Raw genomic sequence first — 22,345 nt, forward strand, 5'->3', positions numbered from 1 at the left:
ATGAGAGCTATCACCGCCTTATTACTGCTGTGCGTATCGGCCTTCAGCTTCGCCGCCCCGGCGGAAGAACCACAATCGAACGGTAATGACCAGTTAGCCCAGCTGCTGTTTAACGATCCGAATAGCCCGCGCACCGGCGCGAAAGAGCCAAAACTCACAATCGTCTCGTTTACCGATTACAACTGCCCTTACTGCAAACAGTTTGATCCCCTGCTGGAAAAAATCGTGCACGATAATCCGGACATCCAGCTCATCGTTAAGCTGCTGCCGTTTAAAGGGCAGAGTTCGGTGAATGCCGCTAAAATCGCGCTCTCCACCTGGCGTCAGCAGCCCGATAAATTCTGGGCGCTGCATCAGCGGCTGATGGCGAAAAAAGGCTATCACGATGACGCCAGTATCGCCGCCGCGCAGAAGAAAACCGCTACCGATAGCGTAAATATCGATGACAAGACCATGGATTCGCTGAAGATGAACCTGATTTTGTCGCAGGTGCTGAATATACAGGGCACCCCGGCAACGATCATCGGCGATCAGATGGTGGCCGGCGCGATCCCTGCTGAAGACCTGGAGGGGCTGGTGAAAGAACAGCTGGCGAAAGCCCGTGGCCAGTAAAATCAGGCGCTGGCTGCGCGAGCTGGCGGTGTGGCTGCTGATTGGCGCGGCGGTGAGCCTGGCGGTGGATTATTTTCGCCAGCCCGCGCTGCCGCAAAACGTCAGCGCCACATCGCTGCAGACACTCGACGGCAGGACGCTGGATCTGCATGCCATAAGCCAGCAAAAGCCGCTGCTGCTGTACGTCTGGGCGACCTGGTGCGGAGTTTGTCGCTATACCACGCCGTCGGTGGCATCGCTTGCCGCGGACAGCGGCAATGTGCTGACGGTAGCCCTGCGTTCCGGCGATAACGTCACGCTGGAGAAGTGGCTGACCAGGAAGAAAATGACGCTGCCGACGGTGAATGATCCGAGCGGCCAGCTGGCGCGGCAGTGGGACATCCAGGTAACGCCAACGCTGGTGGTCATTTCTCAAGGCGAGGTGAAGTCGGTCACCACCGGCTGGACCAGCAGTTGGGGAATGCGCCTGCGGCTGTGGCTGGCCTCCTGGTAGACCGTCGGGCTTTAGCGGTTTTTATGCCGGGTAAGGCGTATCCGCCACCCGGCCTACCATTCGGCTTTGACCCCGTAGGCCCGGCAAGCGCAGCGCCGCCGGGCAATAGACATCTACGGGTTATTTCCCGCCCGCCAGTTCAAGGAAGCTACCCGTCACATACGACGCTTTGTCGCTCAGCAGCCAGGCAATGGCCTGAGCGACCTCTTCCGGCTGGCCGCCGCGCTGCATCGGTAGCGAACCTTTCACTCGATCCACGCGTCCCGGTTCACCGCCGGAGGCGTGCATCTCGGTATAAATCAGCCCCGGACGCACGCCGTTCACCCGGATCCCCTGCGCCGCCACCTCCAGCGCCAGCCCGGTAGTCAGGGTATCTACCGCCCCTTTCGACGCGGCATAGTCAACGTACTCCCCCGGCGCGCCAAGGCGCGACGCCGCCGACGACACGTTAACTATCGCCCCGCCCTTACCGCCATGTCGATGTGACATGCGCTTTACCGCCTCGCGACAGCAGAGGAAATAACCGGTGACGTTGGTGGCCAGCACGCGGTTAATACGCTCGGCGCTCAGGCTCTCCACCGTACACTGGGTAAACAGGATCCCGGCGTTGTTGACCAGCGCCGTCAGCGGCTCGCCCATGCGGTCGATCGCCTCAAACATCGCCATCACCTGCGCTTCATCGCTGATGTCCGCCCGCAGCGCCGTGGCTTTGCCGCCAGACGCCACAATGGTATTCACCACCTCGGTGGCGGCGTTAATGTTGTGATGGTAATTGACCGCCACGGTATATCCTTCCTGCGCCAACAGCAGCGCCGTCGCCCGGCCTATGCCGCGGCTCGCGCCGCTAATAAGAGCTATTCCCATACCTTCCCTCCAAAAAAATAAAGGCGCCGCAGCGCCTTTAAAAGTTTAGCTAAAACGCAAACTTACTGGTATTCGCTCATCGGCACGCAGGAGCAGAACAGGTTGCGGTCGCCGTAGACATCATCCAGACGTTTCACCGTCGGCCAGTACTTGTTGTGCAACCCTGCCGGGAATACCGCCAGCTCACGGCTGTACGGATGGTTCCACTCGCCCACCAGCTCGCCCTGGGTGTGCGGCGCGTTCACCAGAGGGTTATCCTCCAACGGCCATTCGCCGGCTTTGACGCGGTCGATTTCCGCGCGGATCGCCAGCATCGCGTCGATAAAGCGGTCCAGCTCGACCTTGCTTTCCGATTCCGTCGGCTCAACCATCAGCGTTCCCGCTACCGGGAAAGACATGGTCGGGGCATGGAAGCCAAAGTCGATCAGGCGCTTGGCGATATCCAGCTCGCTAATGCCGGTCTCTTCTTTCAGCGGACGAATATCGAGAATGCATTCGTGCGCTACGCGACCATCGCGACCGGTGTAGAGCACCGGGTAGGCGTCTTTCAGTCGGGTAGCGATGTAGTTGGCGTTAAGGATCGCGTTCTGGCTCGCCTGCTTCAGCCCTTCCGCACCCATCATGCGGATATACATCCAGCTGATCGGTAGAATGGACGCGCTGCCGAACGGCGCGGCGGAAACCGCGCCCTGGCGGGTCAGCATACCTTCAATCTGTACCACGCTGTGGCCCGGCACGAACGGCGCCAGGTGCGCTTTCACGCCGATTGGGCCCATGCCCGGGCCGCCGCCGCCGTGCGGAATGCAGAACGTTTTATGCAGGTTGAGGTGCGAAACGTCGGCGCCGATAAAGCCCGGAGAGGTGATCCCGACCTGGGCGTTCATGTTGGCGCCGTCGAGATAAACCTGGCCGCCAAACTGGTGCACGATCTCGCACACTTCGCGAATGGTCTCTTCATACACGCCGTGGGTCGACGGATAGGTGACCATGATGCAAGAGAGATTGGCCCCCGCCTGCTCTGCTTTTTCACGCAGATCGGCGAGATCGATGTTGCCGTTTTTATCACAGGCAACGACCACTACCTGCATACCCGCCATCTGCGCGGAAGCCGGGTTGGTGCCGTGCGCGGAGCTAGGGATCAGGCAGATATCGCGATGGCCTTCGTTGCGGCTCTCGTGATAATGGCGAATCGCCAGCAGGCCAGCATATTCACCCTGCGCGCCGGAGTTCGGCTGCATGCAGACGGCGTCATAGCCGGTCAGTTTCACCAGCCAGTCGGAAAGCTGGGCGATCATCTGCTGATACCCTTCCGCCTGCTCGACCGGGCAGAACGGGTGCAGCTCAGCGAATTCCGGCCAGGTGATCGGGATCATCTCCGCCGCGGCGTTCAGTTTCATGGTGCAGGAGCCCAGCGGGATCATCGCCTGGTTCAGCGCCAGATCTTTACGCTCCAGGGCGTGCATGTAGCGCATCATCTCGGTTTCGCTATGGTAGCGGTTAAACACCGGATGGGTGAGGATCGCATCGTCGCGCAGCATCGCCGCCGGGATCGAACGGCTATCCAGCGCCACGTCTTTATCCAGGGTATCGATATCCAGACCGTGATCGTCGCCGACGATGGCGCGGAACAGGTTCAGCACATCTTCGCGGGTGGTCGCTTCATCGAGCGTAATGCCCACCGCGCCGTGAATATCGCTGCGCAGGTTAATCTGCAGGTCTTCGGCACGCGCCAGCACCGCGGCTTTATCCGCCACTTCGACGCACAGGGTGTCGAAGTAGTGGGCATGGCGCAGCTTCAGCCCTTTCTTCTGCAGGCCGTCGGCCAGAATGTCGGTCAGACGATGAATGCGGCCAGCGATACGTTTCAGACCCGCCGGGCCGTGGAATACCGCGTACAGGCTGGCGATGTTGGCCAGCAGAACCTGCGAGGTACAAATGTTGGAGTTCGCTTTCTCACGGCGGATGTGCTGCTCGCGAGTCTGCATCGCCATGCGCAGCGCGGTATTCCCCGCCGCATCTTTCGATACGCCGATAATCCGGCCCGGCATGGAGCGTTTGAATTCATCTTTCGCCGCGAAGAAGGCCGCGTGCGGGCCGCCGTAGCCCATCGGCACGCCGAAGCGTTGGGCGGAACCGAAAACGATATCCGCGCCCTGCTTGCCCGGCGCCGTCAGCAGCACCAGCGCCATAAAGTCGGCAGCGACGCTGACAATCACTTTGCGCGCTTTCAGCTCGGCGATCAGTTTGCTGTAATCGTGGATTTCGCCGGTGGTGCCCACCTGCTGCAGCAGCACGCCGAAGACATCCTGGTGATCGAGCACTTTGTCGGCGTCATCGACGATGACGTCGAAGCCGAAGGTTTCCGCGCGGGTGCGCACCACGTCCAGGGTTTGCGGATGGACATCGGCGGCAACGAAGAAGCGGTTGGCGCTCTTCAGTTTACTGACGCGTTTGGCCATCGCCATCGCTTCGGCGGCGGCGGTGGCTTCATCAAGCAGCGAAGCGGAAGCGATATCCAACCCGGTCAGATCCAGAGTGACCTGCTGGAAGTTGAGCAGCGACTCCAGACGGCCCTGGGATACTTCCGGCTGGTAAGGGGTATAGGCGGTATACCAGCCCGGGTTTTCCAGCATGTTGCGCTGAATGACCGGCGGCAGCTGCACGGCGGTATAGCCCATGCCGATGTAAGACTTGAAGCGCTTGTTGCGACTGGCAATCGCCTTCAGCTCCGCCAGCGCGGCGAATTCGGTAGTCGCGTCGCCCACCTGCGGTGGGGTCGCCAGCTGGATATCCTGCGGCACAATCTGGCCGATCAGGGCGTTAAGCGAATCCGCGCCGACGGTCTTCAGCATCTCTTGCTGTTGCTGAGCGTCCGGGCCAATGTGACGTTCAATAAAGGCGTCGCGGTTTTCAAGCTGACTTAAAGTCTGAGTCATGAGCGATGGTTCCTGAAACGTGCGGTGAATCGTGGTTGTCTGACTGGTTTGCCCGGCAAGCGCTGATGCTTACCGGGCCAGAATACGCAAAATCATTCGCGTTGCAGGAAGGCGGCGACACAGCGACTCCCCGGGAGCTTACAAAAGTAAGTGACCGGGGGGAGCCAGGAAGCCAACGCCCCTGCAGCGTGAAGGATGAAGCGTATTTATTCGTCTTCCAGTAAAGCTTCATACGCGGCGGCATCCAGCAGCGCGGCAACCTGCGCTTCGTCGCTGGCTTTGATCTTGAAGATCCAGCCGTCGGTATACGGGTCGCTGTTGACCAGTTCCGGAGAGTCGTTCAGCTCTTCGTTGACGGCAACGATTTCACCGCTAATCGGCGCGTAGATATCGGAGGCCGCCTTCACGGATTCGGCAACCGCGCAATCGGCGCCCGCTTCAACGGTGGCACCCACTTCCGGCAGGTCAACGAAAACCATATCGCCAAGCAGCTCCTGCGCGTGCTCGGTGATCCCAACGGTATAGGTACCGTCCGCTTCTTTACGCAGCCACTCGTGTTCTTTGCTGTATTTCAGTTCTGCTGGTACGTTGCTCATCAATTCATCTCCAAAAAAGGGAAATCACACAATGGCTTTGCCATTGCGTACAAAACCAGGTTTAGTCACTTTTACCGGCATTTCACGGTTACGGATTTGCACCACCGCGGTGTCGCCAATCCCGGCCGGCACGCGAGCCAGCGCGATGCTGTAGCCCAGCGTCGGCGAGAAGGTGCCGCTGGTGATAATGCCTTCTTTTTGATTACCGTCGCTATCGGTAAAACGGACCGGCAGACCACCGCGCAGGACGCCTTTCTCGGTCATCACCAGGCCAACCAGCTGCTCGGTGCCTTTTTCGCGCTGCATCTCCAGCGCTTCGCGGCCGATGAAGTTACGATCGGCGGGCTCCCAGGCGATAGTCCAGCCCATGTTCGCCGCCAGCGGGGAAACGCCTTCGTCCATCTCCTGGCCGTACAAGTTCATCCCGGCCTCCAGGCGCAGGGTGTCGCGCGCGCCAAGACCGCACGGCTTAACGCCAGCGTCCAGCAGACCGCGCCAGAAATCAGCCGCCTGCTCGTTCGGCATCGCAATTTCATAACCCGCTTCGCCGGTATAGCCGGTGGTGGCGATAAACATGTCGCCGGCCTGCACGCCGAAGAACGGCTTCATGCCTTCCACGGCCTGACGTTGAGCGTCGGTAAACAGCGTCGCCGCCTTCGCTTTCGCCTGGGGGCCCTGGACCGCGATCAGCGACAGATCGTCGCGAACGGTAATTTCAAGGCCGTAAGGTTCAGCTTGTTCGGAGATCCAGGCGAGGTCTTTTTCGCGGGTGGCGGAGTTAACAACGAGGCGGAAATAATCTTCAGAAAGGAAATAGACAATCAGGTCATCGATGACGCCGGCGGAGGCGGTCAGCATGCCGGTGTAGAGCGCTTTGCCTGGGGTGGTGAGCTTCGCCACATCGTTGGCCAGCAAATAGCGCAAGAACTCGCGGATCCGGCTGCCGTGGAAATCGACGATGGTCATATGCGACACATCGAACATCCCTGCATCGCCGCGCACCGCATGGTGCTCATCAATCTGGGACCCGTAATGCAGCGGCATCATCCAGCCATGGAAATCCACCATGCGCGCGCCGCACAGCGTGTGTTGTTCATACAACGGAGTCTGTTGAGCCATCTTTTCCTCATCGAATAAAACGGAACCAGCCACGAAATTGTCGGCGATTTTGCGCCACGAAATTCGGCGTCGGCATCGCTGACGGACGCCGACGCAAACGTTATCTTTGGCCTGAACTTACCACCGAACCCGGCGCTAAACCATAAGCTCATTCAGGGCATCACATTAGCTTATGGCTAAAATCCGCCGAAAAGCCTACAGAGTTATTGACTGGAAAAAAGCGATTTACGCCACATAAAATTAACATTAACGGCGCGACAATTAGGTAATGATGGTGTTTTATGCGATTTTACGGCTCTAATTTCTTTAACAAAAAAAAGGACGCATTAATAAATCTAATGCGAAAAAAGAGGTGAAATTAGAATATTTCAAATGAGGGGGAAAACCCGGCGCCCAGGCCGGGTGAAAGAAGTGTGACGCGGTTAACGTAACCAGGCAGGCAGATCGTTGAGGCCCATCGCCTGGCGAATCAGCTGCGGTTTCACGCCCGGCAGCGTATCGGCCAGTTTGAGTCCCACATCGCGAAGAAGTTTCTTCGCCGGATGGCTCCCGGAGAACATTTCGCGGAAGCCCTGCATGCCCGCCAGCATCAGCGCCGCGCTGTGCTTGCGGCTGCGCTCGTAGCGGCGCAGATAAAGATGCTGGCCGATATCTTTGCCCTGGACGTGCAGGCGCTTCAGCTCGTCAATAAGCTCGGCGGCATCCATAAAACCGAGGTTGACCCCCTGCCCGGCCAGCGGATGGATGGTATGCGCGGCATCGCCGACCAGCGCCAGTCGGTGGGCGGCAAACTGACGGGCATAGCGGCCGGTCAGCGGGAAAACTTCACGTTCACTTGCCAGCTGGCAGAGGCCAAGGCGATTATCGAACGCGATATTCAGCGCCTGGTTGAAGGTGGTTTCATCAGCCTGCTGCATCCGCTGCGCTTCCCCCGGCGATAGCGACCAGACGATCGAGCACAGGTGCGGATCGCTGAGCGGCAGGAAGGCGAGGATCCCGTCGCCATGGAACGCCTGGCGGGCCACCGCCTGATGCGGCTCAGCGGTACGGATGGTCGCCACCAGCGCATGATGATGGTAATCCCAGAAGGTCAGCGGAATATCGGCTTTATTGCGCAGCCATGAATTGGCACCATCGGCGCCGATCACCAGCCGCGCGGTCAGCATGCTGCCGTCCTGCAGGCTGAGAAAGGCTTCATTCTCGCCCCACGCCACCTGCTGAAGTTCCGCCGGAGCCAGCAGGGTAACGTCAGCGCAACGCTGCGCCTTCTGCCACAATGCATGATGCACTACGGCATTTTCGATAATATAGCCAAGGTGGCTAAAGCCCATGCTCTGGTCATCGAAGCTAATGTGGCCAAAGCTGTCTTTATCCCACACTTCCATACCGTGATAGCAGCTGGCCCGCTGGGCGACGATCTCGCGCCAGACGTCCAGCTTTGTCAGCAGCTTTTCGCTGGCGGCATTAATTGCCGAAACGCGCAGCGCCGGCGGCGCATCGGCGGCCAGCGGTCGCGGCTCTGCTTTCTCCAGCACTGCGACGCGCAGGCCGCTACCCTGTAGACCGCAGGCTACCGCCAGCCCCACCATTCCACCGCCAACAATGGCAACATCAACACTTTGCACGTTCTACTCCTTAACGGGGAACCCAACCGAGGGTACGCTGCGCCAGCGCATCGCGCGCCGGGGTAAATAATTCCATCGCCATCAGACCGACGTTGCGCCCCGCCACCAGCGGCGCCCAACGGTTGGCAAACAGATGCACCAGCCCATCGGTCACGCCGATGGTGGCGGCTTTATCCCCTGCCCTGCGCGCCTGATAGCGGCACAGCAGTGGATAATGACCGACATCTTCGCCGCTGAGATGGGCGTCAGCGAGTAATTCCGCCAGGCTCATCACATCGCGCAGGCCGAGATTAAAGCCCTGCCCGGCGATCGGGTGTAGCGTCTGCGCCGCGTTGCCGACCAGCGCCAGGCGGTGCGACACCGCGCGGCTGGCGGTGGTGAGGGCCAGCGGATAAACGCTGCGCTTCCCGGCGTGGGTAATACGCCCCAGCCGCCAGCCGAATGCCTGCTGCAGCTCCTGACAAAAGCGTTCGTCAGACCAGCTCTGCACCTCATCGCGGCGCGACTGCGGATGACACCACACCAGCGAGCAGCGCCCTTGCGACATCGGCAGCATCGCCAGCGGGCCATGCTCGGTAAAGCGCTCGAAGGCGCGACCTTCGTGGGGCAACGCGGTGCTGACGTTAGCAATGATCGCTATCTGCTCATACGGCTGCTGCTGCCAGCTGATGCCGCAGCGGGCGCCCAGTGCCGAACGGGAACCGTCCGCCGCCACCAGCAGCTTACCGTTAATGATTTCGCCGCCCTCAAGCGTAAGGCTGACGCTCTCCTGGCTGCGACTGACCGCTTCCACTTTCGCCGGACAGTGCAGCGTGACGCCCGGCGCCTCGCGCAGCAGACCAAACAGCCGCTGGCCGACATCGTGGAGTTCAACCACCTGGCCCAGCGCCGACAGGCCATAATCCGCGGCCGCCAGATTCACAAACCCGGCATGACCGCGGTCGCTGACGTGTACTCGCTGGATGGGCGTCGCGCGTTCGGCGAGGCGTTGCCAGATACCGATACGCGCCAGCTGCTGGCAGGTGCCCGCAGCCAGGGCGATCGCCCGGTCGTCAAAGCCAGGGTGGCGTGACGAATGCGGATCCTGCGCTTCAATGAGGTGGACCGGCAGCGCGCCGCCGGTCAAACGGGAGATGGCCAGCGCGAGCGTCGCCCCGGTCATCCCCCCCCCGACGATCAGCACGCTCATGACTGGCGCGCCGCCGCCATCAGCGCCTCGATCTCATCCGCCTTCTTCACCACGCCGGCGGTGAGATTTTCGTTACCGTCTTCGGTAATCACGATGTCATCTTCAATACGGATGCCGATGCCGCGATACTGCGCCGGCACGTCGGCATCGGTGGCGATATACAGCCCCGGCTCGACGGTCAGCACCATTCCCGGCTCCAGGACGCGCGAACGGTCGGTGTCGTAATTACCGACATCGTGCACATCCAGACCCAGCCAGTGGCTCAGGCCATGCATAAAGTACGGGCGGTGGGCGTTGTTGGCGATAAGCTCGTCAATCTCGCCTTTCAGGATCCCCAGCCGCACCAGGCCGGTAATCATAATGCGCACCACTTCCTGGTTAACCTGACAGATCGAGGTGCCCGGCCGATAGAGTTTCAGCGCGGTCTCCAGCGATTCGAGCACAATGTCGTAGATCTCGCGCTGCGGCTGGGTAAATTTACCGTTTACCGGGAAGGTGCGGGTAATATCCCCGGCATAGCCGCGATACTCGCAGCCGGCGTCAATCAGGACTAAATCGCCGTCGCGCAGTTCAGATTCGTTTTCGGTGTAGTGCAGAATACAGCCGTTTTCGCCGCCGCCAACGATGGTGTTATAGGAGGGGAAACGTGCCCCGTGGCGGTTGAATTCATGGAGAATTTCACCTTCCAGCTGATATTCGAACATGCCAGGGCGGCATTTTTCCATCGCCCGGGTATGGGCCAGCGCGGTGATCTCCCCGGCGCGGCGCATCACGGCAAGCTCTTCCGCGGATTTAAACAGGCGCATCTCATGCACAATGGGCCGCCAGTCGATAACCGAGTTCGGCGCCTGCAGATTCTGGCGCGCGCCTTTGCGCAGTTTTTCGAGGGCGTTGAACACAATCTCATCGGCATAGGCATATTCACCCTGGGCGAAGTAGATCGCGTCCAGACCGTTGAGCAGCTGATACAGCTGCTGGTTGATTTCGCTGAACGCCAGCGCCCGGTCGACGCCAAGCTTCGCCGGCGCGGCCTCCTGGCCCAGACGGCGTCCAAACCAGATCTCAGCGGTCAGATCGCGAACCCGGTTGAACAGCACGCTATGGTTGTGGGTTTCATCGCTTTTAATCAACACCAGCAGCGCTTCCGGTTCGTTAAAGCCGGTGAAGTACCAGAAATCGCTGTTCTGCCGGTAGGGATATTCCGAATCTGCACTGCGCACCGCTTCCGGTGCGGCGAAAATCAGCGCCGCGCTGCCTGGCTGCATCTGCGCCAACAGCGTCTGGCGACGCGATAGAAATTCCTGCTGAGTCATGACGCCCCCTGAACGAATTTTAGTTAGTGTAATGTCGGTTTGCGGACTTCCGGTGCGGTTGGCTGCTGACGGGCAAAGGTGTCGTGGCACAGCAGTGCGGCAACGCGGACATACTCGATAATCTCCTCCAGAGACATCTCCAGCTCTTCCTGATCTTCGTCTTCATCGTAGCCCAGCTGGGCAATATTACGCAGATCGTCAATCGCTTCCCCGGTTTCATCCTTCACTTTATCCAGCTTCGGCTGGCTAACGCCAAGACCAAGCAGGAAGTGGTTGACCCAACCGGCGAGGGCGTCGGCACGGTCAAAGACGCTCACCGCATCGCCTTCCGGCAGATACAGTTGAAAGAGGAAACCGTCGTCATCCAGTGAATCGCTGATGGCGGAATGCATGTTACGCAGCGCCTGAGCCAGTTCATGGCCAAAGGCGAGACCTTCGTTGGTCAGGTCGTGCACCAGCGGCTGCCAGCTGCTGTCCGTGTTGCCGCCGCACAGCAATCCGCTGATCAAACCGTGCATTTCGGCCGGGGTGAGACCTACCCCTTGTTGGTTCAGTAACTGGTCTACATCGTTGTAACCAGGCATTTCGTTCTGTATAGACATGCGCATTCGTCATCGTTGGGAGGAATATTCATGGTATGCTACCACTTTGGACCCTGGTGAACCAGAATAGGGCTTGTATCTTCGCACCAGGGTAGCTATAGTGTCGCCCCTTCGCAGACCCGGGCCAGGGTGTGAAGGCAGCGCAGTCAATCAGCAGGAAGGTGGCATGTCTGCACAACCCGTAGATCTCCAAATTTTCGGCCGTTCACTGCGAGTGAATTGCCCGCCTGAACAAAGGGATGCCCTGAATCAGGCAGCTGAAGACCTTAATCAGCGGTTGCAAGATTTAAAAGAACGCACTAGAGTCACAAATACTGAGCAGCTGGTCTTCATCGCGGCGTTGAACATCAGCTATGAGTTGACTCAGGAAAAAGCGAAGACCCGCGACTACGCTTCCAGCATGGAGCAGCGCATTCGCATGCTTCAGCAGACCATCGAACAAGCATTGCTTGAGCAAGGTCGCATAAGCGAAAAGCCAGGGTCGAAGTTTGAATAACACTTTGCAGTTAACTGTGTTAGAGTAATCGCAAGAACAAAATTTCTCTGAGATGTTTGCAAGCGGGCCAGTCCCCTGAGCCGATATTTCATACCACAAGAATGTGGCGCTCCACGGTTGGTGAGCATGCTCGGTTCGTCCGAGAAGCCTTAAAACCGTGACGACACATTCACCTTGAACCAAGGGTTCAAGGGTTACAGCCTGCGGCGGCATCTCGGAGATTCCCTTCTTTACTTCGCATCATCCCCCATACGTGTTTTCGGCTGAAGCCGCCCTGTATTACACTTGCTCCTATTGTTTCGCCAGCTCGTAACGAGACCTGCATGACTATACAGCCCGATACCCTGCTCTCCCGTCAGCATATTCGCCAGCAGATCCGCGATCGTCGACGCGCACTCAGCCCGGAGCAACAGCGCCTGTTTGCCCAACAGGCCGCCGAGCGGATGATGGCCTGGCCGCCGATAGTTCTCGCCCACAACGTGGCGCTGTTTCTCTCCTTTGACGGCGAGCTGGACACCCAGCCGCTGATCGACCAGCTCTGGCGCGCCGGCAAGCGGGTATATCTCCCGGTGCTGCATCCCTTTAGCCCCGGCAATCTGCTGTTTTTACACTACCATCCGCAGAGCCAACTGATCGTGAATCGCCTGAAGATCCGCGAACCGAAGCTCGATGTGCGGGATGTGCTGCCGCTGGCTGAACTCGATGTGCTGGTGACCCCGCTGGTGGCCTTCGATGTCAGTGGCCAACGGCTGGGAATGGGCGGCGGTTTTTACGACCGGACGCTGCAAAACTGGCAGCAGTATCGCCTGCAGCCGGTGGGCTACGCGCACGACTGCCAGCAGGTGGATAGCCTGCCGAGCGAAGAGTGGGATATCCCGCTGCCGGCGGTCATCACCCCGGGAAAAACCTGGTGTTGGTAGGTACGCGGGGACGAGAAATTCAGCCTGGAAAGTATTAACAAAAAAACGGGCAGGTACGCGACCTGCCCGAGAGGCAAAAATGATTAGAACAACAGACGGGCGCGGATAGTCCCCGGGATCGCTTTCATTGCCTGCAGCGCCTGCTGGGCAACATCTTCTTCCGCTTCAATATCAATCACCACGTAGCCCATCTGCGGCGACGTTTGCAGATACTGGGCGGCAATGTTGATGCTCTGCGCGGCGAAGATTTGGTTGATTGCGGTCAGGACGCCCGGCCGGTTCTCATGGATATGCAGCAGACGGCGGCCGCCGTGCAGCGGTAGAGAAACTTCCGGGAAGTTAACTGCCGACAGGGTTGACCCGTTGTCAGAGTATTTCGCCAGCTTGCCAGCCACTTCCAGACCGATGTTCTCCTGCGCTTCCTGAGTGGAGCCACCGATATGCGGTGTGAGGATCACGTTATCAAACTCGCACAGCGGCGAAGTGAAGGGGTCGCTGTTGGTCGCAGGTTCAGTCGGGAAGACGTCGATAGCCGCCCCGGCCAGATGCTTACTGGCCAGCGCATCGCATAGCGCCGGAATGTCCACCACGGTACCGCGGGAGGCGTTGATCAGCAGCGCGCCCGGCTTCATCAGCGCCAGTTCTTCCGCGCCCATCATATTTTTGGTAGAGGCGTTTTCCGGCACGTGCAGGCTGACCACATCGCTCATGTTCAGCAGGTCGGAGAGATGCTGTACCTGAGTGGCGTTGCCGAGCGGCAGTTTGTTTTCAATATCATAGAAGAAGACGTGCATTCCCAGCGATTCCGCCAGAATGCCAAGCTGGGTACCGATGTGGCCGTAACCGATGATGCCCAGCTTTTTACCACGCGCTTCGAAGCTGCCGACCGCCTGCTTGTTCCATACCCCGCGGTGCGCTTTGGCGTTGGCTTCCGGCACGCCGCGCAGCATCAGCAGCAGTTCGCCGATCACCAACTCGGCCACCGAGCGGGTGTTAGAGAACGGCGCGTTAAACACCGGAATACCGCGCTTCGCAGCGGCGTTCAGATCGACCTGGTTGGTCCCGATGCAGAAGCAACCGACGGCAACCAGTTTTTCCGCTGCGGCGAAAATCTCTTCAGTCAGATGGGTACGGGAACGCAGGCCGATGAAATGGGCATCACGGATCGACGCTTTCAGCTGTTCTGAATCCAGCGCGCCTTTATGAAATTCAATGTTGGTGTAACCCGCTGCGCGAAGGCTATCGATTGCCTTTTGATGCACACCTTCAACCAGCAGAAATTTAATCTTGTCTTTTTCCAGTGATACCTTAGCCATTTCCCCGTCCTGTTTTGTCTTAACTGATGTCGTGCTGAACGAAAGTTCGTCTCAGCAACATATCAAAAAAAACTATCGCGGCAATATGAACGTTTGCGTCGCCGTCCTGAAGAAATGTCATCCAGAGGGAAATCGCAGGACAAAACACCAGAAAGAGAAGAAATGGTAGCGTGTAAATCAGAATGGTTGCATAAATGTGACAGAAGTCACCAAATTGCACCTGATGAAAAAATATTTGCGAGGGAGCCGGTCGGCTCCCTGCGGACAGACTATTTTACGATGGTCTTCACGCCGTCGGCAGTACCAATCAGCGCCACGTCGGCGCCACGGTTGGCGAACAGCCCCACGGTGACGACGCCAGGAATACCGTTGATCGCGTTTTCCAGCGCGATCGCATCTAGAATTTCCAGGCCGTGCACGTCAAGGATCACGTTGCCGTTATCGGTCACCACGCCCTGACGGTACTCTGGACGGCCGCCCAGCTTGACCAGCTGACGCGCCACGGCGCTGCGCGCCATCGGAATGACTTCCACCGGCAGCGGGAACTTGCCCAGAATATCGACCTGCTTGGAGGCGTCGGCGATGCAGATAAATTTATCCGCGACCGAGGCGATGATCTTTTCACGGGTCAGCGCCGCGCCGCCGCCTTTGATCATCTGCATATGGCCGTTGATCTCATCCGCGCCGTCAACATAGATCCCCAGGCGATCGACGCTGTTAAGATCGAAGACGGTGATCCCGAGGCTTTTCAGCTTCTCGGTGGAGGCGTCGGAGCTGGAAACCGCCCCTCCGATCTGCCCCTTCATGGTGCCCAGCGCGTCAATAAAATGGGCCGCCGTCGAGCCGGTGCCTACGCCGACAATAGTCCCTGGCTGTACATATTGCAGTGCTGCCCAACCTACCGCTTTTTTCAGTTCATCCTGCGTCATAATTCTGGTCCGAGATGTGAATGCCTGTGGCGCATTATAGAACATCGATAGTGGAAATGTCCCTGCGATGCAGATCACACAACTGAACAGACCAATTTCGTCTGTATCAAATAAAAATTTATGTCATAGTGCGAGATAACGATTAGTTATGGGGGCACGCCAGAATAATGAAACGACCGGACTACAGGACACTACAAGCGCTGGATGCGGTGATTAGGGAACGAGGATTTGAGCGCGCCGCGCAGAAGCTATGTATTACCCAGTCCGCCGTCTCACAGCGTATTAAGCAGCTGGAAAATATGTTCGGCCAGCCGCTGCTGGTGCGTACCGTGCCGCCGCGCCCCACCGAGCAAGGACAGAAACTGCTGGCTCTGTTGCGCCAGGTTGAACTGCTGGAGGAAGAGTGGCTGGGCGATGAACAAACCGGCTCGACGCCGCTGCTGCTGTCGCTGGCGGTGAACGCCGACAGTCTGGCGACCTGGCTGCTGCCGGCGCTGGCCAACGTTCTGTCAGACTCCCCTATTCGTCTCAACCTGCAGGTGGAAGATGAAACCCGCACCCAGGAGCGCCTGCGCCGTGGCGAAGTAGTGGGCGCAGTGAGTATCCAGCCGCAGGCGCTGCCAAGCTGCCTGGTGGATCAGCTGGGGGCGCTCGATTACCTGTTTGTCGCATCAAAAGAGTTTGCGCAACGCTATTTCCCGAATGGCGTGACGCGTTCGGCGCTGCTTAAGGCGCCGGTCGTCGCCTTCGACCATCTGGACGATATGCATCAGGCGTTCCTGCAGCAAAACTTCGACCTGCCGCCGGGCAGCGTCCCCTGCCACATCGTCAACTCGTCGGAAGCTTTCGTGCAGCTGGCGCGCCAGGGCACCACCTGCTGTATGATCCCGCATCTGCAGATCGAAAAAGAGCTCAACAGCGGCGAACTTATCGATCTCACCCCGGGCCTGTTCCAGCGCCGCATGCTCTACTGGCACCGCTTCGCCCCGGAAAGCCGCATGATGCGCCGGGTGACCGATGCGCTCATTGACTACGGACACAAGGTGCTGCGTCAGGATTAAACCGCGGGCATAAAAAAGCCACTTCGCTGAAGTGGCTTTTTTGTTTCTATCGCTTACTGGGCCGGTTTCGGCGTTTCCGCCGGTTTCGCCGGGGTGGCTGGAGCAGCGGCTTGCGCCGGCTGCAGCTCAAAGACTACATCGACCTGGTCGTCAAACTGGATAGTCGCCTGCTCGTAGGTTTCCTGGGCAGAAACCGGCGCAGCGTCAGCGGCCTTCATCATGCGAACCATCGGGCTCGGCTGATAGTTGGAGACATGGTAGCGCACGCTGTACACCGGACCCAGCTTGCTGTGGAAGCCTGCGGCCAGCTCCTGCGCCTGATGCACGGCATCGTCGATCGCCGCTTTACGCGCTTTATCTTTGTAGGCGTCCGGTTGCGCAACGCCCAGCGAGACGGAGCGAATTTCGTTGAGACCCGCTTTCAGGGCGCCATCCAGCAGACCGTTGAGTTTATCCAGCTGGCGCAAGGTCACTTCCACTGTGCGCACCGCGCGATAGCCTTTCAGAATGCTTTTCCCGTTCTGATAGTCGTAATCAGGCTGGGTACGCAGATTCGCCGAGTTGATGTCCTTTTTAGCAATACCGCTCTTTTCGAGGAAAGAGAGATATTGCGCAACGCGATCGTCAGCCTGTTTTTTTGCCGACGCGGCGTCTTTTGCCGACACGTTCACTTCGATCGCCAGGGTGGCGATGTCCGGAACCGCAGCAACGCTTGCTGTGCCTGAAGTCACAATATGCGGGCCATCCGGCAATTCGCTGGCCTGTGCCGCCATCGTGGTCAATCCGAGTGTTGCCGCCAGGGCTAAGACTTTTAACTTCACTGTCGTTTCTCCATGTTACTTAAATCGCCCTTACGGGACGCATGCCAGCAAGCTTAGCGCGTACAGCAGGAAAGTCCATCGGACAACGCTTAGTTAAGCAACGCCTGGATATGGCTGACGCCTTCTCTTGCCAGCTGAAACGCAATAAACCACATGACGGCGCCGACCACAATATTGATGATCCGCTGAGCTCTGGCGGTACGCAGTCGCGGCGCCAGCCAGGCGGCTAACAGCGCCAGGCCAAAGAACCACAGGAAAGAGGCGCTAATGGTCCCTAGCGCAAACCAGCGCTTCGGCTCCACCGCCAGCTGACCTCCCAGGCTGCCTAACACCACAAAGGTGTCCAGATAAACGTGCGGGTTAAGCCAGGTCACCGCCAGCATGGTGATAATGATTTTCCAGCGCCCCTGCTGCATTACCTCTGCATTGGCGAGTTCAAGACTCTGACTGAACGCCGTTTTCAATGCGCCGAAGCCATACCACAGCAAAAAGGCCACGCCGCCCCAGGTCACTAGCGCCAGCAGCCACGGGGATTGCATCAGCAGTGCGCTACCGCCGAAAATGCCAGCGCAGATTAACAGCAAGTCGCTGACCGCGCATAGCAGGGCAATCATCAGATGATACTGACGACGGATCCCCTGATTCATCACAAAGGCATTTTGTGGGCCAAGCGGCAATATCATAGCCGCTCCCAGGGCAAGCCCCTGAAAGTAATAAGTAAACATAAGGATTTATCCGCTGAGTTCGAGAGTGGCGCTGACTATAGCGCGAATGAATTATTAGCGGAAATTGAAAGAATTAATCATTAATTAGAACTACTAATGATGAGCTATTGAAAAAGGCCGGCATGGCCGGCCTAAGTTATTGAGAGGCGGTTTACTCTGCTTTTTCCGGCAGGCGCACCACATGAACATCCATCTGCGGGTAAGGGAAGCTGATGCCGTTGGCGTCAAATTCACGCTTGATACGCTCGAGGATATCCCAGTAGACGTTTTGCAGATCGCTGCTTTTGCTCCACACGCGCACCACGAAGTTCACCGACGAGGCGCCGAGTTCGTTCAGACGAACGGTCATTTCCCGATCGCGCAGAATTCGATCGTCAGATTCGATAATCGAGGTCAGCAGCTGCTTTACCTTGTCGATATCAGCATCGTAAGCGACGCCGATAATAAACTCATTGCGACGCGCCGGTTCGCGGGAGAAGTTAATGATATTGCCGGCGATGATTTTCCCGTTCGGGACCACCACTACTTTACCGTCCGCGGTACGCAGGGTGGTGGAGAAAATCTGCACGTTCAACACCGTACCTGCCACGCCGCCAAGGTCGACATACTCGCCAGCGCGGAACGGGCGGAACATCACCAGCAGTACGCCTGCGGCAAGGTTCGACAGCGATCCCTGCAGCGCTAAACCCACCGCCAAACCGGCAGCACCCAGCACCGCAATCACCGAGGCGGTCTGCACGCCTACCCGCCCCAGGGCGGCAATCAGCGTAAAAGCGATAACCGCATAGCGCACCAGCGCAGAGAGAAAATCGGCCACGGTAGCGTCAATTTTACGCGCCAGCATCAGGCGGTTGACGGTATTAGAGACGACGCGCGCCACGATCATCCCGACGATCAGGATAGCGATAGCCGCGACGATGTTGACGGCATAGCTCAGCAGCAGCTCCTGGTTGCGTGCCAGCCACGTCCCGGCGTGGTTGATGCTATCGACAACGTTCAAATCTTCCATTTAACATTCCTTATGAATCCCCTGGGGGGAAGTAAATAACTCAGCCTGCGACAGGGCAGTCAGGTTATAGGGTAAACAATAAGTGCACGTTTTGCCAAATGGATCACAGTTTTCTGCCGCGCTATCCTGTTGTTAAGATAATAAAAAAGCCCGCATTGCTGCGGGCTTCCGGGTAAGAAACAGATTTTTCTTACAGAACGTCGATCGCGTTCAGCTCTTTAAATGCCTGCTCCAGACGAGTCACCATGGAAGTCTGGGCAGCACGCAGCCATACGCGCGGGTCGTAGTATTTCTTATTCGGCTGATCTTCGCCTTTCGGGTTGCCCAGCTGGCCCTGCAAATAAGCTTCGTTCGCTTTGTAATACTGCAGGATACCGTCCCAGGTTGCCCATTGGGTGTCGGTATCGATGTTCATTTTCACCACGCCGTAGCTGACGGAGTCTTTAATTTCCTGAGCGGAAGAACCGGAACCGCCGTGGAACACGAAGTTCAGGCTGTTGTGCGGCAGGTTGTGTTTCTTGGAAACATATTCCTGAGAGTCGCGCAGGATGGTCGGGGTCAGAACTACGTTACCTGGTTTGTACACGCCGTGTACGTTACCGAAGGAAGCGGCGATGGTGAAGCGCGGGCTGATTTTGCTCAGCTCGGTGTAGGCGTAATCCACGTCTTCCGGCTGGGTGTACAGGGCGGAAGCGTCCATGTGGCTGTTATCCACGCCGTCTTCTTCACCGCCGGTGCAGCCCAGTTCGATTTCCAGGGTCATGCCCATTTTGGCCATGCGCGCCAGGTACTTAGAGCAGATCTCGATGTTTTCGTGCAGGGACTCTTCAGACAGGTCGATCATGTGGGAAGAGAACAGCGGTTTGCCAGTAGCGGCGAAGTGTTTTTCACCGGCGTCCAGCAGGCCGTCGATCCACGGCAGCAGTTTCTTCGCGCAGTGGTCAGTGTGCAGGATAACCGGCACGCCGTAGTGTTCAGCCATCTGGTGCACGTGGTGGGCGCCAGAGATAGCGCCGAGGATAGCAGCACCCTGAGGAACGTCAGTTTTCACGCCTTTACCTGCGATGAACGCTGCGCCGCCGTTAGAGAACTGAACGATAACCGGAGAGCGAACTTTCGCTGCAGCTTCCAGAACGGCGTTGATGGAATCAGTACCTACGCAGTTTACCGCCGGCAGTGCAAAGTTGTTTTCTTTCGCTACCTGGAACACTTTCTGAACGTCGTCGCCAGTGATGACGCCCGGTTTTACGAAATCAAAAATTTTAGACATGTTACTTAGTCCTGTATCTGTATCTTCGACCGTTGAAGAAGGTTCGCGAGCCCTTAAGCGCGCTGAAAAACAGGCGGGTTTCCCCGCCTGAACTGAATTACTGCTTAGCGCGCTCTTCGAGCATCGCTACTGCCGGCAGGACTTTGCCTTCGACGAATTCAAGGAATGCGCCGCCGCCAGTGGAGATGTAGGAAATTTTGTCAGCGATGCCGAACAGGTCGATCGCTGCCAGGGTGTCACCGCCGCCGGCGATGGAGAAACCTTCGCTGTCCGCGATAGCGTTAGCCACGATTTCAGTCCCTTTACGGAAGTTAGGGAATTCGAATACGCCAACCGGGCCGTTCCACAGGATGGTTTTGGCGTTCTTCAGGATTTCAGCCAGTTTCTGTGCGGAAACGTCGCCAAGGTCCAGAATCTGCTCGTCATCTTTGATGTCGTTAACAGACTTCAGGGTTGCCGTTGCGGTTTCGGAGAACTCGGTCGCTACGCGAACGTCGGTCGGAACCGGGATATCGCAGGTGCCCAGCAGGCGCTTGGCTTCATCAACCAGATCTGCTTCGTACAGGGATTTACCGACGTTGTGGCCCTGAGCGGCAACGAAGGTGTTAGCGATACCGCCGCCCACGATCAGCTGGTCAGCGATTTTAGACAGGGAATCCAGAACGGTCAGTTTGGTGGACACTTTAGAACCACCAACGATAGCGACCATCGGACGAGCTGGCTCTTTCAGCGCTTTACCCAGCGCGTCCAGTTCAGCGGCCAGCAGCGGGCCTGCGCACGCCACGTCAGCAAATTTGCCGATGCCGTGGGTGGAAGCCTGCGCGCGGTGCGCAGTACCGAAAGCGTCCATCACGAACACGTCGCACAGCGCAGCGTATTTCTTAGACAGTTCTTCGTCGTCTTTTTTCTCGCCTTTGTTGAAGCGAACGTTTTCCAGCACCACCAGTTCACCGGCAGCCACTTCCACGCCGTCCAGGTAGTCTTTAACCAGGCGTACCGGGTTGGACAGTTTGTCTTTCAGGTAATTAACAACCGGCAGCAGAGAGAATTCTTCGTTGTACTCGCCTTCGGTCGGACGACCCAGGTGAGAAGTAACCATGACTTTCGCGCCCTGCTTCAGCGCCAGTTCAATGGTCGGCAGAGATGCACGGATACGTGCGTCGCTGGTTACTTTCCCGTCTTTAACTGGTACGTTCAGATCCGCACGGATAAAAACGCGTTTACCAGCCAGATCCAGATCGGTCATCTTAATTACAGACATGGTGAATCCTCTCGTTGATTCATAAAGTTTTGTCGACGTTTACGCGTCGAACCTGAAACCAATAGCCGCCATCGCTAACGTCGTGTCGAGCATTCGGTTAGCAAAGCCCCATTCGTTATCGCACCAGACCAGCGTTTTGATCAGATGCGCGCCACTGACCCGGGTTTGCGTACCATCGACGATGGCGCTGTGCGGATCGTGGTTAAAATCTGTCGAGACCAACGGTAATTCCGTATAGTCAACTATACCATGAAATGCACCTTGTGCTGCTTTTTGCAGCAACTGGTTGACTTCACATGCTTTTACCGGTTTTTTCACCGTCACGCTCAGGTCAATTGCCGTCACGTTAATCGTCGGCACCCGCACGGCAATCGCTTCAAAACGGTCGTTAAATTGCGGAAAAATACGGGTGATCCCTGCCGCCAGTTTGGTATCCACCGGAATGATCGACTGGCTGGCCGCGCGGGTACGCCGCAGATCCGGATGATAAGCGTCAATCACCTGCTGGTCATGCATCGCCGAGTGAATGGTGGTGACGGTGCCGGACTCAATGCCATAGGCGTCATCGAGCAGTTTAATGATCGGAATAATGCAGTTGGTGGTGCAGGAGGCGTTGGAGACAATGCGATGCCCGGCGCGAAGTTCATCCTGATTTACGCCGTACACCACCGTCGCGTCGAGGTCGTTGCCGCCGGGGTGAGAAAAGAGCACTTTTTTCGCCCCCGCCTGAAGATGGGCTTCACCGTGTTCACGGCTCCCGTATACGCCGGTACAGTCAAGCACTACGTCCACCGCCAGTTCGCGCCAGGGCAGCGCCGCAATGGTCGGCTCATGCAGCAGACGGATGGCATCGTCGCCAACAAACAGCTGCTCGCGCTCCTGACGGACATCCCAGGCGAAACGGCCATGGCTGGTGTCATATTTCAATAAATGCGCGATGCCCGCGGCATCCGCCAGCTCATTGATTGCCACCACGGTGATTTCCGCACGACGCCCGGATTCATATAGAGCACGAACCACGTTGCGTCCAATGCGACCGAAGCCATTAATCGCGATGCGAATGGTCATAGATCTCCTGCAAGGCTGTCCCTGTTATGAGGTGGCTGACAGAGTAATCCAGCAACGCTCTGAGGGGAACCTTACCAGCTGCAAACTGCGACTGATTGATTAATTGTCGAACATTTAAAC

The 22,345-nt window shown here is 57.9% G+C and carries 21 protein-coding genes and 1 other RNA gene; 6 read left to right on the forward strand and 16 right to left on the reverse strand.

Annotation, left to right across the window (positions count from 1 at the left end; translation table 11 throughout):
* Positions 1-612 carry a DsbA family protein gene (locus BHE81_RS14900; protein ID WP_009308617.1) on the forward strand — a complete coding sequence of 204 codons (612 nt, stop codon included), beginning with the start codon at positions 1-3 and terminating at the stop codon, positions 610-612.
* Positions 602-1,105 carry a protein disulfide oxidoreductase gene (locus tag BHE81_RS14905; protein WP_023282980.1) on the forward strand — a complete coding sequence of 168 codons (504 nt, stop codon included), beginning with the start codon at positions 602-604 and terminating at the stop codon, positions 1,103-1,105. Before BHE81_RS14900 ends, BHE81_RS14905 begins: the two co-directional genes overlap by 11 nt.
* Positions 1,106-1,225: 120 nt before the next feature.
* Here BHE81_RS14905 and BHE81_RS14910 read toward each other — a convergent pair whose 3' ends face one another.
* From BHE81_RS14910 to BHE81_RS14945, 8 genes are all read right to left on the reverse strand, one after another.
* On the reverse strand, positions 1,226-1,969 hold the full coding sequence (locus BHE81_RS14910) for an SDR family oxidoreductase (protein ID WP_004174442.1): 744 nt from the start codon (positions 1,967-1,969) through the stop codon (positions 1,226-1,228).
* A gap of 62 nt (positions 1,970-2,031) precedes the next feature.
* On the reverse strand, positions 2,032-4,905 hold the full coding sequence (gene gcvP / locus BHE81_RS14915; RefSeq protein ID WP_004900541.1) for an aminomethyl-transferring glycine dehydrogenase: 2,874 nt from the start codon (positions 4,903-4,905) through the stop codon (positions 2,032-2,034).
* Between the two features lie 206 nt (positions 4,906-5,111).
* On the reverse strand, positions 5,112-5,501 hold the full coding sequence (gene gcvH, locus BHE81_RS14920; RefSeq protein ID WP_002916479.1) for a glycine cleavage system protein GcvH: 390 nt from the start codon (positions 5,499-5,501) through the stop codon (positions 5,112-5,114).
* A gap of 24 nt (positions 5,502-5,525) precedes the next feature.
* Positions 5,526-6,620, reverse strand: a complete 1,095-nt coding sequence (gcvT, locus tag BHE81_RS14925) for a glycine cleavage system aminomethyltransferase GcvT (protein WP_023301503.1) — start codon at positions 6,618-6,620, stop codon at positions 5,526-5,528.
* Positions 6,621-7,042: 422 nt separating this feature from the next.
* A complete protein-coding gene (gene ubiI, locus BHE81_RS14930) occupies positions 7,043-8,245 on the reverse strand; it encodes an FAD-dependent 2-octaprenylphenol hydroxylase (RefSeq protein WP_004149783.1) in 1,203 nt (400 codons plus the stop codon).
* Between the two features lie 10 nt (positions 8,246-8,255).
* Positions 8,256-9,434, reverse strand: coding sequence for a 2-octaprenyl-6-methoxyphenyl hydroxylase (ubiH, locus tag BHE81_RS14935; protein ID WP_002916482.1), 1,179 nt, complete (start codon positions 9,432-9,434; stop codon positions 8,256-8,258).
* Positions 9,431-10,747 (reverse strand): Xaa-Pro aminopeptidase, encoded by a 1,317-nt coding sequence (gene pepP, locus BHE81_RS14940; protein WP_004193720.1) that lies wholly within the window; start codon positions 10,745-10,747, stop codon positions 9,431-9,433. Before pepP ends, ubiH begins: the two co-directional genes overlap by 4 nt.
* A 23-nt stretch (positions 10,748-10,770) precedes the next feature.
* Entirely contained in the window at positions 10,771-11,349 is a 579-nt protein-coding gene (locus tag BHE81_RS14945) for a YecA family protein (RefSeq protein WP_002916486.1), read from the reverse strand.
* A gap of 166 nt (positions 11,350-11,515) precedes the next feature.
* Between BHE81_RS14945 and zapA the strand changes: the two genes are divergently transcribed.
* From zapA to BHE81_RS14960, 3 genes are all read left to right on the forward strand, one after another.
* Positions 11,516-11,845, forward strand: coding sequence for a cell division protein ZapA (zapA, locus tag BHE81_RS14950; protein ID WP_002916488.1), 330 nt, complete (start codon positions 11,516-11,518; stop codon positions 11,843-11,845).
* A 41-nt stretch (positions 11,846-11,886) separates the two neighbouring features.
* A non-coding RNA gene (ssrS, locus tag BHE81_RS14955) (6S RNA) lies at positions 11,887-12,070 on the forward strand.
* A gap of 98 nt (positions 12,071-12,168) precedes the next feature.
* Positions 12,169-12,765 carry a 5-formyltetrahydrofolate cyclo-ligase gene (locus BHE81_RS14960; RefSeq protein ID WP_004144746.1) on the forward strand — a complete coding sequence of 199 codons (597 nt, stop codon included), beginning with the start codon at positions 12,169-12,171 and terminating at the stop codon, positions 12,763-12,765.
* An 83-nt stretch (positions 12,766-12,848) separates the two neighbouring features.
* Here the strand turns inward: BHE81_RS14960 and serA are convergent, their stop codons facing one another.
* Together serA and rpiA are read right to left on the reverse strand one after the other, a co-directional pair.
* Positions 12,849-14,081 (reverse strand): phosphoglycerate dehydrogenase, encoded by a 1,233-nt coding sequence (gene serA, locus BHE81_RS14965; protein WP_002916493.1) that lies wholly within the window; start codon positions 14,079-14,081, stop codon positions 12,849-12,851.
* Positions 14,082-14,350: 269 nt separating this feature from the next.
* Complete coding sequence (gene rpiA / locus BHE81_RS14970) at positions 14,351-15,010, reverse strand: ribose-5-phosphate isomerase RpiA (protein ID WP_149888809.1); 660 nt, start codon at positions 15,008-15,010, stop codon at positions 14,351-14,353.
* A gap of 167 nt (positions 15,011-15,177) precedes the next feature.
* Between rpiA and argP the strand changes: the two genes are divergently transcribed.
* On the forward strand, positions 15,178-16,071 hold the full coding sequence (gene argP / locus BHE81_RS14975) for a DNA-binding transcriptional regulator ArgP (protein ID WP_002916497.1): 894 nt from the start codon (positions 15,178-15,180) through the stop codon (positions 16,069-16,071).
* 53 nt (positions 16,072-16,124) lie between these two features.
* On the opposite strand, the gene BHE81_RS14980 is transcribed toward argP, so the two are convergent.
* The 6 genes from BHE81_RS14980 to epd form a co-directional block, all read right to left on the reverse strand.
* Positions 16,125-16,892, reverse strand: coding sequence for an oxidative stress defense protein (locus tag BHE81_RS14980; RefSeq protein ID WP_002916499.1), 768 nt, complete (start codon positions 16,890-16,892; stop codon positions 16,125-16,127).
* A gap of 89 nt (positions 16,893-16,981) precedes the next feature.
* Positions 16,982-17,617 (reverse strand): arginine exporter ArgO, encoded by a 636-nt coding sequence (gene argO, locus BHE81_RS14985; protein ID WP_004144747.1) that lies wholly within the window; start codon positions 17,615-17,617, stop codon positions 16,982-16,984.
* Positions 17,618-17,768: 151 nt separating this feature from the next.
* Positions 17,769-18,626, reverse strand: coding sequence for a small-conductance mechanosensitive channel MscS (locus BHE81_RS14990; protein WP_002916504.1), 858 nt, complete (start codon positions 18,624-18,626; stop codon positions 17,769-17,771).
* Between the two features lie 190 nt (positions 18,627-18,816).
* On the reverse strand, positions 18,817-19,896 hold the full coding sequence (gene fbaA, locus BHE81_RS14995; protein ID WP_004144748.1) for a class II fructose-bisphosphate aldolase: 1,080 nt from the start codon (positions 19,894-19,896) through the stop codon (positions 18,817-18,819).
* A gap of 97 nt (positions 19,897-19,993) precedes the next feature.
* Complete coding sequence (pgk, locus tag BHE81_RS15000) at positions 19,994-21,157, reverse strand: phosphoglycerate kinase (protein ID WP_002916508.1); 1,164 nt, start codon at positions 21,155-21,157, stop codon at positions 19,994-19,996.
* A gap of 39 nt (positions 21,158-21,196) precedes the next feature.
* Positions 21,197-22,225 carry an erythrose-4-phosphate dehydrogenase gene (epd, locus tag BHE81_RS15005; RefSeq protein ID WP_002916512.1) on the reverse strand — a complete coding sequence of 343 codons (1,029 nt, stop codon included), beginning with the start codon at positions 22,223-22,225 and terminating at the stop codon, positions 21,197-21,199.
* Positions 22,226-22,345: the final 120 nt, after the last annotated feature.

The organism is Klebsiella sp. AqSCr, from assembly GCF_008452795.1.
Classification (GTDB): Bacteria; Pseudomonadota; Gammaproteobacteria; order Enterobacterales; family Enterobacteriaceae; genus Klebsiella; species Klebsiella pneumoniae.

Excerpts from the sequence above, each read along its gene's own strand:
- BHE81_RS14900 (WP_009308617.1), top strand. The coding sequence starts at position 1 with ATGAGAGCTATCACCGCCTTATTACTGCTGTGCGTATCGGCCTTCAGC.
- BHE81_RS14910 (WP_004174442.1), bottom strand. The coding sequence starts at position 1,969 with ATGGGAATAGCTCTTATTAGCGGCGCGAGCCGCGGCATAGGCCGGGCG.
- gcvP (WP_004900541.1), bottom strand. The coding sequence starts at position 4,905 with ATGACTCAGACTTTAAGTCAGCTTGAAAACCGCGACGCCTTTATTGAA.
- gcvH (WP_002916479.1), bottom strand. The coding sequence starts at position 5,501 with ATGAGCAACGTACCAGCAGAACTGAAATACAGCAAAGAACACGAGTGG.
- gcvT (WP_023301503.1), bottom strand. The coding sequence starts at position 6,620 with ATGGCTCAACAGACTCCGTTGTATGAACAACACACGCTGTGCGGCGCG.
- ubiH (WP_002916482.1), bottom strand. The coding sequence starts at position 9,434 with ATGAGCGTGCTGATCGTCGGGGGGGGGATGACCGGGGCGACGCTCGCG.
- pepP (WP_004193720.1), bottom strand. The coding sequence starts at position 10,747 with ATGACTCAGCAGGAATTTCTATCGCGTCGCCAGACGCTGTTGGCGCAG.
- BHE81_RS14945 (WP_002916486.1), bottom strand. The coding sequence starts at position 11,349 with ATGTCTATACAGAACGAAATGCCTGGTTACAACGATGTAGACCAGTTA.
- zapA (WP_002916488.1), top strand. The coding sequence starts at position 11,516 with ATGTCTGCACAACCCGTAGATCTCCAAATTTTCGGCCGTTCACTGCGA.
- BHE81_RS14960 (WP_004144746.1), top strand. The coding sequence starts at position 12,169 with ATGACTATACAGCCCGATACCCTGCTCTCCCGTCAGCATATTCGCCAG.
- serA (WP_002916493.1), bottom strand. The coding sequence starts at position 14,081 with ATGGCTAAGGTATCACTGGAAAAAGACAAGATTAAATTTCTGCTGGTT.
- rpiA (WP_149888809.1), bottom strand. The coding sequence starts at position 15,010 with ATGACGCAGGATGAACTGAAAAAAGCGGTAGGTTGGGCAGCACTGCAA.
- argP (WP_002916497.1), top strand. The coding sequence starts at position 15,178 with ATGAAACGACCGGACTACAGGACACTACAAGCGCTGGATGCGGTGATT.
- argO (WP_004144747.1), bottom strand. The coding sequence starts at position 17,617 with ATGTTTACTTATTACTTTCAGGGGCTTGCCCTGGGAGCGGCTATGATA.
- BHE81_RS14990 (WP_002916504.1), bottom strand. The coding sequence starts at position 18,626 with ATGGAAGATTTGAACGTTGTCGATAGCATCAACCACGCCGGGACGTGG.
- fbaA (WP_004144748.1), bottom strand. The coding sequence starts at position 19,896 with ATGTCTAAAATTTTTGATTTCGTAAAACCGGGCGTCATCACTGGCGAC.
- pgk (WP_002916508.1), bottom strand. The coding sequence starts at position 21,157 with ATGTCTGTAATTAAGATGACCGATCTGGATCTGGCTGGTAAACGCGTT.
- epd (WP_002916512.1), bottom strand. The coding sequence starts at position 22,225 with ATGACCATTCGCATCGCGATTAATGGCTTCGGTCGCATTGGACGCAAC.